We start from the raw sequence: 15,989 nt of genomic DNA, 5'->3' as shown, positions 1-15,989 counted from the left end.
TCTGAGTACTTAGGGTGGCACCGCGGAAATCATCCCATTCGTCCCTATCTTCAATAGGACGGGTGGGTTTTTATTTTGTGAAAAACAGGAGGAAATAAGATGAAAACAATATTTAGCGGTATTCAACCGAGCGGTACGATTACGCTTGGGAACTACATCGGGGCCATGAAGCAATTCACTGAGCTTCAGGAAGAATACAATTGTTATTTCTGTGTAGTGGATCAGCATGCAATCACGGTAGCGCAGGATAAGATGGAGCTTCGCAAAAACATCCGCAGCCTTGCTGCACTCTATATTGCGTGTGGTATCGACCCTGAGAAATCAACCTTATTCATTCAATCAGAGGTTCCGGCTCATACACAGGCAGGATGGATTCTGCAATGTGTGACGTATATCGGTGAACTAGAAAGAATGACGCAATTCAAAGATAAATCACATGGGAAAGAAGCCGTTTCTGCAGGTTTGTTAACTTACCCACCATTAATGGCAGCTGATATTCTTCTATATGGTACAGATTTAGTGCCTGTGGGAGAAGATCAGAAACAGCATTTGGAATTAACGAGAAATCTTGCAGAGCGCTTCAATAATAAGTACAACAACATCTTTACGGTTCCTGAAGTCCGGATCCCTAAAGTGGGTGCCCGTGTCATGTCCCTTCAGGATCCTTTGAAGAAAATGAGTAAGTCCGATCTTAACCAGAAATCATTCATTACACTCCTCGACGATCCGAAACAGATTGAAAAGAAAATCAAAAGTGCTGTGACGGATTCAGAAGGAGTCGTTAAATACGATAAAGAAAACAAACCAGGAGTATCAAATCTCCTTTCCATCTATTCGATTCTTGAAGGCAGTTCAATAGAAGAACTTGAACAAAAGTATGAGGGTAAGGGCTATGGAGACTTTAAAGGTGACTTAGCTCAAGTGGTCGTCAATGCCATTAAGCCCGTGCAGGACCGCTACTACGAATTGATTGACTCTGAAGAGCTGGATGATATCCTCGATCGCGGGGCAGAAAAAGCTAATTTTGCCGCAAACAAAATGCTGAAGAAGATGGAAAAGGCCATGGGACTCGGGCGTAAAGAGAGAAAGAGAAAATAGCATTGTTGCTCAGCGCTTGCAGTATGAGGCTCTGGGCTTTTTTTATTGAGACCGCTCATCATCGCCTCCCCCCTCTAATCCTAAACAAAAAACCCCAAGCCCACCGGAGACTTGAGGTTTTCATCCACCTATCAATTTACCTTAGGACGATTTTCCACTTCCCATAATTTTTCAAAGAAGGGTTGTCCTTTAATTAAGTTCTCGCAGAGGGTCAGGTGCTTATCCGACCAGCCAAACTGCGTTTCTTCGTATAACATTTGCCAAATTTCTTCAAAGTCCAATTCCTGGATGGTTCTGTACCGTTGCGGTGCCCATTCTGTGTACCAGTAGCGGATTTCCGCGGTGTTGTTTGAGCTGTGGAGCTGATCCAGCGCCATAAATAATAATTGCTTCAACTGTCTTTCTTTTCTTGTCAGTCCACTCATCATATAAGGACTCGGTGAAAGAATATGATAGGAATCCTCCCTCTTAGCCTCAGGCTGAATGGCATATTCCATCGTTTCATGACTTTCCACCATTTCATAGACGAGCTGTTCCTGTCTTGGGATCAGCCTGCTTTTTCTGATTGGAACGGTATACCCAATCGTATCAACTGCAAGTATTCCTGTCCCATCTGTGACAATGAAGCAATAATCCAGTTGAATTCGTTCGTGGTTTTTTCGTAAGTAAGCTTTCTGATAGACATTATTAAGCAGTTGTTGAGGTAACTCTGATAAATCATTCTCGATGTAATGAAATAGAACAGTGTCCACTTTGATGAGAGGAACTTGATCCAATAACTCAATAACGTCCTCTTTTCTCCATTCGTGAAAATGACAGACATTGTAGCCATTTTCTTCGCCTTCGAACCAATTTACCCATACATCATGAAGATATAACATGATTGACCCCTCGCTTTGCTACAATCTTATTTGTCAATCAGTATAGGCAAATCGGTGTAAATTTATTCCTATTCATCAAGGGTTTTATAGATAGTGATTATTTTTCCTCCGGGGGATATAGATCGAGAGCGTGATGATGAGAATCCCTAAGAGAAATAAATAGCATTCGACTCGGGTGGATACGAAAAGAAGATAGTCTGAAAAAGTCATTCCGGTGGTGAGAAGATTTAAATAAATAATTAAGCTCACTCCTCCTGAAACAGCCAGTCCAAACCCGATAAACAATACAAACATTCGAAACACCATACCTTCCGCCTCTATCCTCGCATTTAGAGATTTAGCTCGTCCATTCTTACTATAGTTTATGAAGGTAAATGGAAGATATGACGAAATCAGGCTCCTATTTTCATCACCTGCCTGCTATTCAGAAAAATACCTGACTGATTTGATACCCCATTCTCCTACGGTAAGAAGGTTGATGATGCTTTTCCTATCAGGGCTATGGTAGATGCATGCTTTTTCTTTAAATGATTTTCAACCAGGTAATAACCAGCAGCATAACCCAGCATGTTGGGATAAGATTTCTTACCAAGAAGTAAGTGATCATGAAGGGGACTGCTTCTTGTTACATCCAAATTAGGCTGTACCCATTTCTCGTAATAACGCGACATTTCTTTTTCTTCATAGGCTTTTGTCCAGGAAGCTGTGTATTTTTCTCCACAGTACTCTTTAACGGCATGTTCTGCCAGTCCTTCAAAAATGATTGAATCCAATAAGGTATATTGTTTGTCTTCTTTGTTTAGTAATTTCATTCTGACACAGTGATGGTATTCATGAACGAAGAGAGCTTCATACTCTTTCGTATCATCCTGTTCCGTTATAAAAAAGAAAATCTCATCTTTAAAGCATACACCTGACTTTTTCATTGACGATTGGAACATGCCTCTCTTTTCCTGCACAGGGAATAAGTAGATCGGAACATTGGGACCCTTCCATTTACGTTTATACTTTTTTTCATAAAGGGAAAACCGTTCCCATATGTTATGTTCTTTCATCTTTTCGAAAATATCTTCGGCATGATGTGATGATTTGTACATTCCATGCCTCATAAGGTATTGATAAAATGATTTTTGATCGTCTTTCCCGTTAATTGTATTCTTTAAAAGCTCTAAAGGCTTATGAATGGAGTCTTCAAGCCATCCATCAGTAGGAGCAACGGTCACCTTCATCCCTCTTTCCTGGCTTTTTATCATGTATATGTAAAGGAAAGAGAGTTCACAACAAAAAACGAGCCTGCTAACGTGTTAGCAGGCTCGTTCTCATTTTAGTTGTTATATTTTTTAAAGACGATCGTAGCATTATGGCCACCGAAACCTAATGAGTTACTCATCGCCACATTCACTTCCTGTTTTCTTGCTTCGTTCGCTACATAATCAAGATCACAATCCGGATCTGGTGTTTCTATATTGATCGTTGGAGGCAACACGCTGTCTTTCATCGCGAGTACTGTGAAAATCGCTTCAATTCCTCCTGCGGCTCCCAGAAGATGACCTGTCATGGATTTCGTTGAGCTCATCGCTAATTTATATGCATGTTCCCCAAATACTTCTTTTACTGCCATCGTTTCGTATTTGTCATTGTAAGGAGTGCTTGTTCCGTGAGCATTGATGTAATCCATTTGCTCAGGAAGTACTCCACCGTCTTCCAACGCCATTTTCATTGCTCTCGCTCCACCTTCTCCAGCCGGTGCAGGAGCGGTGATATGATACGCATCTCCCGTACAACCATAGCCAACGATTTCAGCATAGATTGGTGCTCCGCGTTTCAATGCATGCTCAAGCTCTTCCAGGACCACGATACCTGCTCCTTCTCCCATGACAAATCCGTCACGGTTTGCATCGAATGGTCTTGAAGCTTTTTCAGGATCTGTATTCGTCGATAGAGCTGTGTTTGCACAGAAGCCCGCTACTGACATCTTGGTAATCGGTGCTTCTGCCCCACCTGAAACCATGACATCCGCGTCTCCACGCTGGATGACTTTAAATGCATCTCCAATCGAATTTGTCCCTGTCGCACATGCAGTGACTGTACAAGAATTAAAGCCCTTTGCTCCCAGCATGATGGAAACTTGTCCAGCAGCCATATCAGGAATGATCATGGGAACGAAGAATGGACTTACTCTGCGATATCCCCGCTTTTGGAAGGTTTCATATTGCTGTTCGAACGTTTCCATTCCCCCGATACCCGAACCGACCCACACTCCGACACGGTGAGCGTTTTCGTCTGTAATGTCGAGCTTGGAATCTTTGACTGCCATTAACGATGCTGCAATCGCATAATGAGTGAAGCGATCCATTTTTCTTGCTTCTTTTCGCTCGACGCCGAAATCCTCGATATTGAAATCTTTCAATTCAGCTGCCACTTTGGCAGGATAATCGTCTGCATTTAAGCGTGTTAACGGACCTACACCCGTCTTCCCTGCTAAAATATTTGACCACGTTGATTCCACATCATTCCCTAAGGGGGTAACACTTCCCAATCCTGTTACAACTACACGTTTCTTGTTCATTTATTCCATCTCCTTTGTCTGCAAGTTATAGAAGGGAGTTCTATTTATTTGCCCCAGCGCATAATGATTGCGCCCCAGGTTAAACCGCCGCCGAATCCTACCATGACGACTACATCATTATCTTTCACTCTTCCCGCTTCTAAATCTTCCACTAAAGAAACAGGGATAGAAGCTGCTGAAGTATTACCGTATTTATTTACCGTTTTAGACATCTTTTCAATCGGCAAGTCCAATCGTTGTCTTGCTGCTTCCATAATACGGATGTTGGCTTGGTGAGGAATTAAGAAATCAACGTCCTCTTTATTTAATCCCGCTTTTTCGATTACATTTATACTGGATTCACCCATTTGACGTACTGCAAACTTATATACCTCACGGCCATTCATAATCAGTTTTTCGTCTTGATATAAATGCTTTGCCCCAGATCCATCTGCCCCCAGTTCAAAGGCAAGGATCCCCTTACCGTCCGGAACCGGTCCGAGAACCGCTGCTCCTGCTGCGTCTCCAAATAGAACGGCAGTATTTCGGTCTTCCCAATCTGTGATTTTTGATAATTTTTCTACTCCCACAACGAGTACATTTTTATATGCACCGTTATCGATGAATTGCTTTGCCGTAATCATACCATACATAAATCCTGCACAAGCAGCACTGATATCCATGGCAGCAGCCCTTTTTGCTCCTAATCGTTCTTGTAGCAAGCATGCCACCGAGGGGAAAGGATAATCAGGAGTTACCGTTGCAACCAGAATTAAATCGATATCTTCTGGATTAATCTCCGCATCAGTGATTGCTTTCTTCGCAGCTTCAAAAGCCATGTCCGATGTATTTGTTTCATTATTTGCTATTCTTCTTTCTTCAATCCCTGTTCTTGTCCGAATCCATTCATCCGATGTATCCACCATTTTCTCTAGGTCTGCGTTCGTTAAAATTGTTTCAGGTAGATAACGCCCAATTCCAATAATTCCTGTATTCATACCGGCATTCCCTACTTTCTTTTTTTATATTTTTTTCATTAACTTAAGTTTATTATTAATTATTATGAGTTGGTACTAATTTTACCGAAGATTTCTACTTTCTGCAATTATTTTTTCTTCTCCCTTTCTTCTACGCGTTTGACTATACTCGTACAACCCATCTTTTCATAGGTTACATAGTAGGTAGTGGAGGTGAGAATATGTCTGAAGAAAAGAAGCTCCATCCATTTGATAAGATGATGTACGGAGGAAGGACCCTAAATAAAGAAGCCGCTCCTTCCCAGGAATATCATCAAGGCAAAAACGAAGGAGGCTCATTACTCGATGGAGTTCAATCCATAATGAACTCCATCGATGACTTAAAACCACTCTATAAAAAAATCAGTCCATTATTAAAGCAATGGAATATAAAATAATAAATCTCTTTTTACAAAGAGCTTTTTAACAAAAGGTCTGCTCCGGCTCTTTCCAATCAGTATGTGCTGGATGGTGAGGGGAACTGCTTCGCTTGCAGCTCGCGTTCGGCCGAGCCTCCTCGGGTCTCGGCACGCCCGTACTTCCGCAGGAGTCTACGCAGTTCCCCTCACCATCTATAAGGAAATTTCGTGACAGAGCTTAAAAGTAACAAAAACTATCTGGACAACACGGACTATCGCTCTCTTTACAAGAAGTTTTTTACCGTTGGAACATTGTTTGATTAATTTATTTGAATGATAGTTCAATGATCTACTTGATAGTTTATTTTGGGAACAACGCTCAAAAGGCCACAATAGGAGCATTTTTGGGTTTGAGTATCTATACTTATAGCATTCACAATGTAATAGCACAGAGTGGATTGTAGCGGAAGGCACTTGACTCCTGCGGGATATAGAGGAAAGGTCGAGACCCCGCAGGGCAATGCCGGAGGAGGCTCGACTTCCTCCCCGCGGAAAGCAAGTGCCTGGAGCGAAAAGGAACGGTCAAAGTTTTAACAGTACCACTCATCTAAAACAGAAATTCGCTTTTTGGAAGTTATGCAAAGTCACATTGTTCACGAAAATAGCCAATAAAAAAAACGGTTCATTGATTTTTTCAATGAACCGTTTTACTGTACACTTACTCTTTATGTAAGGCATCCTGTTTGCCTAATTCATAGGCTTCACTCATGACTTGTGTGAATAGCGTCATGAATGGTTGCAGCATTTCGGGAGAGAACTCAACACCCGCTTGATCCAGTTGCTCTTTTGCTTGTGGGAAGTACTTCATGGCAATCTGCATGAATTCCATCGTTTTGTCTTGATTCATTGCTTCGATTCCTTTCCGTTTGGCAATTTGCCTGTTTCGATGTAGGCTTGAACATGTTGCTTCATCTCATCTTGAAAATCTTTAGGAATGACGGGACTAAATTTACCCATGGAAATGGCTCCGTCTTCAAAATCAAATTCGAGGTTTCCAGAATCGAGTTCGTCATTCGCGAATCTTTCCGCAACGATACTATACAGCTTATCCGCATGCTGCACAGTACTCGTTAAAACGGTGGATTCCCCTAAATCAGATTGATCCGAGACATAGCCAATGGCATAGAGACCCTTTTCCTTCAGCTTTTCGATTACAGCTACATTATAGCCGTCGCCTGCAGGATATACAACATCGACACGGTGATTCATTAATCCCTCCAGCTTTTCAAAGGCAATATCTTGATCACTCCAGTGATTGGTGTACTCGACAATGAGCTCCGTTTCGCTATTTTGGTATTTCACTCCATCTATAAATCCTTGAACCTCGGGCTGCCATTCAAAAGCAGCAATCACCCCGACTTTATTCGTATTGGATTGATAAGCTGCTGTCATGCCTCCGAAGAAGCCCATAGCATAGCCCTTAAACTGTAGGCTTGTTGTATTCTCTTCTGTGGCATCGCCATTAAAGCTTACAAAATGCATGTTGGGATAATCACCGGAAAGGGTGTTAAATATCCCGGAATATTCACTTCCGTGGCCAAACACTAAGGTAACTTCCTCATCATTATACTCTTTTACCGCTTGTTTAATCGATGTATCATTCTTTATACTCTCTTTATAGAAAACGTCTGCATTGTAATCGGATTGAATTTTCAATAATCCTTTGTAACCTTTTGTTCCCCATACCCCATCGCTTACGGTTTCCGGAACCAGTAAACCAACTTTTTCTATTTCAGCGCTGTCTCCTGTTGAACAACCACTTATTCCAATAAGGAATACCATCATGAAAATGGTGTAAAATTTATTACTCATGTGCAGCAACTCCTTTAAAGCCCGTGCAGCATCTATAAAAAGAATCAATAGAAAATTATTACATCATATTTATTTTACCCTCATCCCTATCCACAAGGAAAGAAAAAGTTTTCTTATTCCTGAATTTCATGCAAATGAATGCCTCTTAATTGTTCTTTGATAATCGATTCATGAGACTTGGACGGCTTGACAATAAGCTCTTTTCCATTTCGTTCAGCATCCACTCTGACGGGGGAAATAGACTTCTTCGTTACGTACGATAGTGCTTCACTCCAGCTTTGATTTGAGAGTGCTTTCATCTTATATATTTCTTCTGTATTGGATGAATGCTTTATGATAGCTCGGGCAGCGTCCTTTACATAGATCGCTCCACTTGGATCATCAATGTAGGGTGAATCACCCTCTTCTCCATTTAAAAGTTGTGCGAACAGAAATTCTGTTGGCTGGTGAATTCCGTACAGGGTGGGAAGGTAGAATACGGTTCCTTCTTGGCATTTTTGATCTCTGTCCAGATTGGAACAGATCCGGATGATTGAGAGGGGTTGTTCAATTTTTGACAACAGCCCTTCTACTTCTGACAAGTAACTTCCTTTATTCTCTCTCACCTGATCATAGTATGGAAGGAACACGCTGCATCCTGATTGTATTTCCTTATCCCAGTCTTCATAAGGAACATATTGAATGTTTGAGTTCCTTCCTATTCCTAACCACTTATCCTCTGTTTCTTTGTTTTCATCCACTGCCGTTACGGTCCATCCATTCTCAAGAAGCGCATCACAAAGCTCAAATCCTAAAAACTGTTGAGCGGCAAAAACGAATGCATGATTCAAGTCAATCACTCCAATGTGTTTGTTATAACTCTTTCTCATGTAAAGAAAAATATGAAGCAAACTTTCTTCCCAGAGAAGCACGTTTTTCAGGGAGTACAAAGAATAAATCGGTTGATGTACCTTTTTCTAAACGCTCCGTATATATATCTTTTATGAGAGTGAATTGATTTTTATAACGATTAAGAGTTGTTGATTGAACAATGTAAAGGGGAATCGAGATGTTTTTAAATACTTCGTAGTCCTTCGATTGTTGAGAGATGAAGGATTCGCACTCCTCCTCTTTCAATCGAAACGTGTGTGCGAGTTCTTTTATTACCTTTTTATAAAAGAATTTCTGTTCCTTCTCTTGTTCGAGATGATCATATAAAGACACGCAAGGCGCAAGCATAACAGCACTTCTAATATCCTGCTCCATTTTAGGATAGAGGTTTTTCAATACCAAAGCCCCCATTCCCTCGGCCAATATATGAATCTTTCCATTAATGATTTCATTTCGTTTTACATGCTGATAAAGTCGTTTGGCTAACTGCACGGCTTGATTGCTACCCCAATTCGCTCCGTAAAGATTACTATAATACACAATGTATCCTTTGGCAGTCAGTTCTTGAATCCACTTATAACGTGCCTCATGTTGAACCCAAAAGCTGCTCTTATCGTCTACATAGTGATGGGAATCTCCTATTACCATTACAGCGAATCCATTTGGGCGTTCAGGATAATGAATCATGCACCACTCTTGCTCTAATTGAAACAATCGCTGATACATTAGAATTTCTCCTTTTACATAGTAAGTCATTATAGTTTATGTAAGGAGACAACAAAGGTAAGGGAGATAGCCCAAAGAACCCCTGTTATTTGCAAATTTAGTCAAAATACAGATTATCCAATAAGATTTCTACTGAAAAATGATAAGGGTTACATTTCACAGATTCGTCATTTATTAATTCATGAAGCTGTGGTAAGATAAAAAAGATTGAAATGGGTTAGAACACTCTAATAATGTATTAGTTGATTACATAGGAATGAGGTGACTTGACGTGAGATTTTTCTGGATGTTTTTCTGGGCATTCGCTCTGACTGAAATGTTAACTTACGTTGTAAGTTCAATGAATGGAACTGCTTTTCACTTTGAAACAGGATTAATTATTTCGGTTTGTGTAACGATATTAGTATTCCTTATCACGCTTGTTATACCAAACGAGCCAGTAGAAAAGCACTAAAAAAAGCAGCCAAATCCGGCTGCTTTTTTTATTTATCCTTTATGATCGATAAACCATTCTCTCCTCTGTCGATGGTGATGGCTTGGTTTGATCTGATGTTTCCTGCTATCAGTTCTCTTGCCAGTTTGGTTTCGATTTCTCTCTGCAAGTACCTTTTTAAAGGGCGGGCACCATAAACCGGATCAAAGGCTTCCTGTGCTATAAATTCTTTAGCACTTTCCGTTAATGACACTGATATATGCTGTTCTTCCACTCGGTTTTGCAAGTCCTCCACCAGCTTCCCGATGATCCCTTTTATATTCTCGATGCTCAATGGCTTAAAGAGAATTATGTCGTCGACCCGGTTAAGGAACTCCGGTCTGAAAGAGGAACGAAGCTGACTCATGACCAGGTTTTTTGTTTCTATATCAATTTCCTCTTCCCCCTTATTCCGTTCAAGAAGATGAGAGGATCCGATGTTAGAGGTCATGATGATCACCGTATTCTTACAATCAACAGTCCTTCCTTGAGAATCGGTTATCCTCCCATCATCGAGCATTTGCAGAAGAATATTGAATACTTCTGGATGAGCTTTCTCAATTTCATCCAGAAGGATGACCGAATATGGTTTCCTTCTGATCGCTTCTGTCAGCTGACCGCCTTCTTCATAACCAACATAGCCTGGAGGTGCACCAATCAAGCGTGAAACCGCATGCTTCTCCATATATTCAGACATATCAATCCGAATGATCTGTTCCTCACTATCAAATAATGTGTGAGCAAGTGTCTTCGCAAGTTCTGTCTTTCCTACTCCTGTAGGACCCAAGAAGATGAATGAACCTATCGGACGGTTCGGATCTTTAATACCTGCCCTCGCACGAATAACGGCGTCACTGACTAATTGAACAGCCTCATCCTGCCCGATCACCCGTTCATGCAGAATGCGATCAAGTTTTAACAGCTTCTCTCGTTCACCTTCTACAAGCTTCATGACCGGTATCCCTGTCCATCTTGCTACAATATTTGCCACTTCTTCCTCCGTCACTTCTTCACGCAGCAACCGCCCTTCCTGCTCTTTCACCATCTCCTGCTCAAGAGCAACGAGTTCTTTCTCCATAGCGGGGATCCTTCCGTGACGAAGCTCGGCAGCTTTATTCAGATCATAATCACTTTCTGCTTCTTCCAGTAAGCGCCTGAGCTTCTCCAGTTCTTCCCGCTTATCCTGTACGATCCCGATGCTTTCTTTCTCCTGCTGCCATTTTAACTTCATCGTATTCGCTTTTTCCTTCAGATTACTTAAATCTTCACGGATTCCATCCAGGCGTTCAAGACTGGCAGGATCCTTTTCCTTATTTAAAGCTGCTTCTTCAATTTCCAGCTGCATCACTTTACGCGTCACTTCATCCAGTTCTGATGGCATCGAGTCAATTTCCGTCCGGATCATCGCACATGCCTCGTCGATTAAGTCTATTGCTTTGTCCGGCAAGAAACGGTCGGATATATAGCGATCGGAAAGCTTTGAAGCTGCCACAATGGCCCGGTCATGAATATTTACTCCATGATGAATTTCAAATCGTTCCTTTAAGCCTCTTAGAATAGATATCGTATCTTCCACATCGGGTTCCTGAACGAGTACCTGTTGAAAACGTCTTTCCAAAGCCGGATCCTTTTCAATGTACTTACGATATTCGTTGAGGGTGGTAGCACCTATACAATGAAGCTCTCCCCTCGCAAGCATCGGCTTTAGGATATTCCCCGCATCCATGGCTCCTTCCGTTTTCCCTGCTCCCACAATCGTATGGAGCTCATCAATGAATAGAAGGATTCGTCCCTCACTCTTTTTCACTTCCTGCAAGACAGCCTTTAAGCGTTCCTCAAATTCCCCCCTGAACTTGGCACCTGCAACCAGAGAGCTCATATCCAATTCGAAGATGGTCTTATCCTTCAAGCCTTCCGGGACATCTTTTCTGACAATCCGCTGTGCAAGTCCTTCAACGATGGCCGTCTTACCGACTCCAGGTTCCCCTATAAGGACAGGATTATTTTTCGTTTTACGGGAAAGGATACGTATCACATGGCGGATTTCACTGTCCCTGCCTATGACTGGATCCAGTCTCCCCGACTTTACCTCCGCAACGAGATCCCTTCCATACCTTTTCAATGCCTCATATTTCACTTCAGGATTCTGCGTGTTCACCTTGCTCCCTCCTCTGATCGTCGCAATAATCTCCTTTAATTCCTTTTCTGTTGCATTATGTTTTGTTAAGTATAGTGTAATCGGGTGGTTCTTCTGGTTGAATAACCCAAGGGCAAGATGTTCGATTGAGATATAGTCATCTTCCCATTTAGACTTTAATGAATCACTATCTTGCATAAGCTGATGGATATCCCTTGCGAAAAATCGGCCATACTGCAGACCATCTCCCTCTACAGAAGGGATACCGTTTAACTTGTCATCAATCCATTTCATTAAGTCCTCTGCATCTACTCCTGCACGTCCATAGATCGTTCGGAGAAAACTGTCTTCTGAACCGAGGAGTGATTTCCACAAATGAAGAAGAGTGATATCTGTATGTAGTCTTTCTTTTGCGGTATCTCCCGCCAAAACCAATCCTTCTTGAATGCTGTGAGTCATATTATCAAACTTCATTGTGCTACACCTCGCATTTTGACCTTTATTGACCTTTTCATCTATTATATATCTTTCGGTGTAAAAAGGAAAAGAAAAAGGAACAAGGAGTGCCTCGCCTCCAATAGGCGTCACCATCCTTGCTAAGGTGAGCTTTCGACACGGCATCCTTGTTCCCTTATGGGGTTAAGGTTTTCTCATATACGTCCATAGACGATTATGGTTGGAGTTTTCAGGAAATCGGTCCCCCGCATTCAATCGTAGTTTCTGCGGATTCTTCACCATACTTCCAGTTTCGCCAATTTCGATATATTCTCCATTATTAGGTGCTTTTTCTCCAGCTTTGAACTGTCGTGATTGTCCCATTCTTACCCCTCCTTTTCGAAGCGATGCTTCCTTACTATTTTTCTACAAGGCCGGGCATTCATGCATGCCAGATGAAGGATATCTGAATGCTTTATATGATAAACAAGTTACGGTTCGGTTAACATTTGGAAAAAGGCTTTACAGTCTTTCCCTTTATGGTGTTAAATTAAAAACTGTGGAGAAAAAAAGCTTGGAGGAAACACAATGGATTTTTATCTGATTATGAAATACTTATTTTTAGGGATTTTTCAAGGATTTACTGAACCAATCCCGATTTCATCCAGTGGGCATTTACTATTGGCCCAGCATTTCCTTGGAATCAAGGATGCTACCCTGACATTTGAAATTCTGGTTAATACGGCATCATTAGTGGCTGTACTCATTATTTACCGGGAAGATATCATGCGACTGATCGTAAATGGCTTAGGCTATTTCAAACATAAAACACCTGAAACGAAACGTGATTTTCATTTCATTGTTTATTTATTGATTGGTACGATTCCTGCCGGGGTGATTGGTGTGTTATTCGGTGACGTGATCGAGGAACATTTAACATCTGTCATCACAGTAGGAATTACACTTATAATTACAGGTATTGCCCTATGGTTAATCCGTAACCTTCGAGGTAGAAAAAGTGATGGCGACTTAAATGTGAAAGACGCTATCATCATCGGTCTTGCTCAGGCAGTGGCCCTTATTCCTGGAATCAGTCGCTCCGGTGCAACCATTGTGGCGGCAATGGCTAGTGGAATGAAGGCTGAAACAGCATTACGTTTCTCTTTCCTCCTCTATATTCCTGTAAGTGTAGGGGTGATGGTATTCGGAATAAGTGATCTTATAGAGGATCCAAACCTTGCTTCCATGACCGTACCTTACTTAGTCGCGTTCATTGGGTCACTTATTGCTTCATACTTCTCATTAAAGTGGTTCATGAATATTATGGCTAAAGGAAACTTGAAATATTTCGCGATTTACTGTGCCGTTGTCGGAGCTGCAGTATTAATTTTCGCTTAAATCCCTTCTATCTGTCAGTCTCCTTTGGTAAGCTTTAAGTATAGACATTATGACAGAAAAGATGTGATCTCATGAGTGAAAATCTAGAAATTCCTTTCGGGATTAAACAATTGTTTTTCGAGAAGAAAACGTTGAAAACCGTTGAAAAAGGAACTTTCCTGTTTCAAGAAGGGAAACCTGCTCACGAGTTATACTTAATCAAAAGCGGTCGGGTTCAGATCAGCAAAGTGATTGCTGATGGCCGGGAGTTGTCTTTACGCATCTGTTCAAGTGACGATGTGATCGGTGAGTTAACGTTATTTACGAAAGAAGCTTACTATATGCTCAGTGCAAAGATTCTTGAGAATACGGAGACTTATGTACTACCCAAAGAAGTCTTTGAAGAAAAGCTATCCAGTAATAACGGCTTGACCATCCAATGGCTGAAATGGATACAAATCCAAAATCAGCAAAATCAAACGAAGTTTCGGGATCTTGTTCTTCATGGAAAAAAAGGTGCACTTTACTCAACACTGATCCGTATGTCCAACAGCTATGGAAAGACCGTTGAAAATGGCATCCTGATTGATTTTCCTTTAACCAATCAGGAGCTGGCCAATTTCTGTGGTTCCTCAAGGGAAGTTGTCAATCGGTTGCTGAGTGAACTGAAGAAAGACAATGTCCTTGTGTCGGAAAAAGGATATATCACGATTCTTGATTTGAACTATCTTAAAGATGAAATCGATTGTGAGAACTGTCCGGTTTCGATTTGCAGGATTGATTGATGACCGGAAGCATGAAAAAGCCGAGGATGCAGGTAAAGATACTGCATCCTCGGCTTTTTTTAATGGCGTTATGGTATTATCTAATCCCCAATGCAATCTTCGCATAGCGGGACATGTTGTCTTTGCTCCATGGCGGATTCCAGACGATGTCTACTTCTGTTTCCTTCACTTCTGGGATGTCACTAAGGGCTGTCTTCACTTGCTCGACAATGGTACCAGCCAGTGGGCATCCCATTGACGTTAGTGTCATAGTGACCGTTGCTTTACCTTCTTCATCCAGATCCACGTCATATACCAGACCTAAATTGACAATGTCTATTCCTAATTCAGGGTCAACCACCTGTTCCAGTGCACCCATCAAATTATCTTTAAGATCTTGATCCATGCTAACACTCCTTTGCTCTCTATACTTGTTCCATATCTATATTCACTACTCATCTTAACAAAAGAACGTTTATAAAACAAAAAGTTAGGCTGATAGATGCTTCTCGAACCACTCCACAAGCTTTAACACGCCTTCTCTCGTTACTTTATGATCCGCTTTATCATCTTCTACAAATAAAAGGTTATCTTCCTGGGATTCATAGTATGGCAGGATACTCTGGTAGAATTCATGTGTCAGGTTGAATGGAACGACTTTGTCCCGTTTTCCGTGCCAGAACATCAATGGTCTGCCGCTTAGTTTTTCAGGCTGAAGACTTAAGTCATAATGAGCCAGTTCACTTAACATTTGTTCTATTTCCTCTTCACTGAATGGAAGTTCATATCCTAATGATTCAACTTGGGCTAACTGAGCTTGGGCAAACTTCACATATGTAGGATTCCCCATCAGGGAGACAGCAGAAGAGATCCACTTATATTGAGTCAACGCTCCAAGTGTGACGATACCACCCATTGAGGTCCCTGCAACTCCGACACCATTATCGATAAGCAATCCTTTTTCTTCAAAATGACCTTTAATAATCGATAATTCATGAATCGTGTTTAAAACGATTTTCCAGAATACTTGTCCTAATTGATGCTCTGATTTGCCTGTCGACCGTTCACCATGCTCTAAACAATCGGGAAGAATCACTCTAAATCCTTTTTCCGCAAGATAGTAGGCGTAATGTAAATTATGCTCCTTTGCACTTGTAAACCCGTGGATGAAAAAGCATATCGGGACTTGCTTATTTACATCCTCTTCCTTTACAAGGTGCAGGAACGGAATGGTTTGAATGGTTGATTTATCAACTAAGATCATGTGTGGTCTCTCCCTCCTGAATGCATTTCACTTTACTATGATATCCTAGATTTGGTAGTATGTATAATATTTAAATCGTAAGCGTTTGTAAACATTTCTTAAATGATATGAAGCTGCGGTGGACAACTTTCAACATCTAGCGCTAGAATAGCCTTAATACCAATAAGATT

18 protein-coding genes and 1 other annotated feature (1 of these 19 cut by a window edge) are annotated in these 15,989 nt (G+C 41.3%); of the genes, 5 read left to right on the top strand and 13 right to left on the bottom strand.

The annotated features are described in order from the left end of the window. Window positions 1-49: a binding site (T-box leader), on the top strand (it extends 184 nt beyond the left edge of the window). A 50-nt stretch (window positions 50-99) separates the two neighbouring features. After that, window positions 100-1,098 carry a tryptophan--tRNA ligase gene (gene trpS, locus DET59_RS12280; protein WP_113969950.1) on the top strand — a complete coding sequence of 333 codons (999 nt, stop codon included), beginning with the start codon at window positions 100-102 and terminating at the stop codon, window positions 1,096-1,098. Window positions 1,099-1,229: 131 nt separating this feature from the next. Here trpS and DET59_RS12275 read toward each other — a convergent pair whose 3' ends face one another. The 5 genes from DET59_RS12275 to DET59_RS12255 all read right to left on the bottom strand — a co-directional run bounded on the left by DET59_RS12275 (window position 1,230) and on the right by DET59_RS12255 (window position 5,525). Next, window positions 1,230-1,979, bottom strand: coding sequence for a YjbA family protein (locus DET59_RS12275; RefSeq protein ID WP_113969949.1), 750 nt, complete (start codon window positions 1,977-1,979; stop codon window positions 1,230-1,232). Window positions 1,980-2,063: 84 nt separating this feature from the next. After that, a complete protein-coding gene (locus DET59_RS22365; RefSeq protein ID WP_472924303.1) occupies window positions 2,064-2,273 on the bottom strand; it encodes a YuzI family membrane protein in 210 nt (69 codons plus the stop codon). 167 nt (window positions 2,274-2,440) lie between these two features. Continuing rightward, on the bottom strand, window positions 2,441-3,208 hold the full coding sequence (locus tag DET59_RS12265; protein WP_181778137.1) for a DUF2268 domain-containing putative Zn-dependent protease: 768 nt from the start codon (window positions 3,206-3,208) through the stop codon (window positions 2,441-2,443). A 95-nt stretch (window positions 3,209-3,303) separates the two neighbouring features. Beyond that, window positions 3,304-4,548 (bottom strand): beta-ketoacyl-ACP synthase II, encoded by a 1,245-nt coding sequence (fabF, locus tag DET59_RS12260; protein WP_113969946.1) that lies wholly within the window; start codon window positions 4,546-4,548, stop codon window positions 3,304-3,306. A gap of 44 nt (window positions 4,549-4,592) precedes the next feature. Next, window positions 4,593-5,525 (bottom strand): beta-ketoacyl-ACP synthase III, encoded by a 933-nt coding sequence (locus DET59_RS12255; protein WP_113969945.1) that lies wholly within the window; start codon window positions 5,523-5,525, stop codon window positions 4,593-4,595. Window positions 5,526-5,725: 200 nt separating this feature from the next. Here DET59_RS12255 and DET59_RS12250 point away from each other — a divergent pair, with 200 nt between their 5' ends. Then, the gene (locus tag DET59_RS12250; protein WP_113969944.1) at window positions 5,726-5,941 is read left to right on the top strand and encodes a hypothetical protein; all 216 of its coding nucleotides are present in this window, start codon (window positions 5,726-5,728) and stop codon (window positions 5,939-5,941) included. A 679-nt stretch (window positions 5,942-6,620) separates the two neighbouring features. On the opposite strand, the gene DET59_RS12245 is transcribed toward DET59_RS12250, so the two are convergent. The 4 genes from DET59_RS12245 to DET59_RS12230 form a co-directional block, all read right to left on the bottom strand. After that, window positions 6,621-6,809, bottom strand: a complete 189-nt coding sequence (locus tag DET59_RS12245; protein ID WP_034763435.1) for a ComZ family protein — start codon at window positions 6,807-6,809, stop codon at window positions 6,621-6,623. Next, entirely contained in the window at window positions 6,806-7,774 is a 969-nt protein-coding gene (locus tag DET59_RS12240) for a BMP family ABC transporter substrate-binding protein (RefSeq protein WP_113969943.1), read from the bottom strand. Before DET59_RS12240 ends, DET59_RS12245 begins: the two co-directional genes overlap by 4 nt. A gap of 113 nt (window positions 7,775-7,887) precedes the next feature. Next, on the bottom strand, window positions 7,888-8,604 hold the full coding sequence (locus DET59_RS12235; RefSeq protein ID WP_181778136.1) for a hypothetical protein: 717 nt from the start codon (window positions 8,602-8,604) through the stop codon (window positions 7,888-7,890). 22 nt (window positions 8,605-8,626) lie between these two features. Next, window positions 8,627-9,370 carry a hydrolase gene (locus tag DET59_RS12230; RefSeq protein WP_113969941.1) on the bottom strand — a complete coding sequence of 248 codons (744 nt, stop codon included), beginning with the start codon at window positions 9,368-9,370 and terminating at the stop codon, window positions 8,627-8,629. A 286-nt stretch (window positions 9,371-9,656) separates the two neighbouring features. On the opposite strand from DET59_RS12230, the gene DET59_RS12225 reads away from it, so the two are divergent. Continuing rightward, a complete protein-coding gene (locus tag DET59_RS12225) occupies window positions 9,657-9,824 on the top strand; it encodes a YjzD family protein (protein ID WP_309472475.1) in 168 nt (55 codons plus the stop codon). 28 nt (window positions 9,825-9,852) lie between these two features. Here DET59_RS12225 and clpB read toward each other — a convergent pair whose 3' ends face one another. Together clpB and DET59_RS12215 are read right to left on the bottom strand one after the other, a co-directional pair. After that, complete coding sequence (clpB, locus tag DET59_RS12220) at window positions 9,853-12,453, bottom strand: ATP-dependent chaperone ClpB (protein WP_113969939.1); 2,601 nt, start codon at window positions 12,451-12,453, stop codon at window positions 9,853-9,855. Window positions 12,454-12,618: 165 nt separating this feature from the next. Further along, window positions 12,619-12,798 (bottom strand): YjzC family protein, encoded by a 180-nt coding sequence (locus tag DET59_RS12215; RefSeq protein ID WP_113969938.1) that lies wholly within the window; start codon window positions 12,796-12,798, stop codon window positions 12,619-12,621. A gap of 204 nt (window positions 12,799-13,002) precedes the next feature. Here DET59_RS12215 and DET59_RS12210 point away from each other — a divergent pair, with 204 nt between their 5' ends. Both DET59_RS12210 and DET59_RS12205 read left to right on the top strand, forming a co-directional pair. After that, window positions 13,003-13,812 (top strand): undecaprenyl-diphosphate phosphatase, encoded by an 810-nt coding sequence (locus DET59_RS12210; protein WP_113969937.1) that lies wholly within the window; start codon window positions 13,003-13,005, stop codon window positions 13,810-13,812. Window positions 13,813-13,883: 71 nt separating this feature from the next. Further along, window positions 13,884-14,576: a Crp/Fnr family transcriptional regulator gene (locus DET59_RS12205; RefSeq protein WP_113969936.1), complete on the top strand. Its 693-nt coding sequence runs from the start codon at window positions 13,884-13,886 to the stop codon at window positions 14,574-14,576. Between the two features lie 76 nt (window positions 14,577-14,652). Here DET59_RS12205 and DET59_RS12200 read toward each other — a convergent pair whose 3' ends face one another. Beyond that, window positions 14,653-14,961: a metal-sulfur cluster assembly factor gene (locus DET59_RS12200; protein WP_113969935.1), complete on the bottom strand. Its 309-nt coding sequence runs from the start codon at window positions 14,959-14,961 to the stop codon at window positions 14,653-14,655. 84 nt (window positions 14,962-15,045) lie between these two features. Continuing rightward, complete coding sequence (locus DET59_RS12195) at window positions 15,046-15,819, bottom strand: prolyl oligopeptidase family serine peptidase (RefSeq protein ID WP_113969934.1); 774 nt, start codon at window positions 15,817-15,819, stop codon at window positions 15,046-15,048. Window positions 15,820-15,989: the final 170 nt, after the last annotated feature.

The sequence above is a fragment of the Rossellomorea aquimaris genome, assembly GCF_003315075.1.
Lineage (GTDB): Bacteria > Bacillota > Bacilli > Bacillales > Bacillaceae_B > Rossellomorea > Rossellomorea aquimaris_C.
The sequence above is the reverse complement of the archived record's forward strand: the minus strand, read 5'-3'. Positions and strand labels throughout refer to the sequence as shown.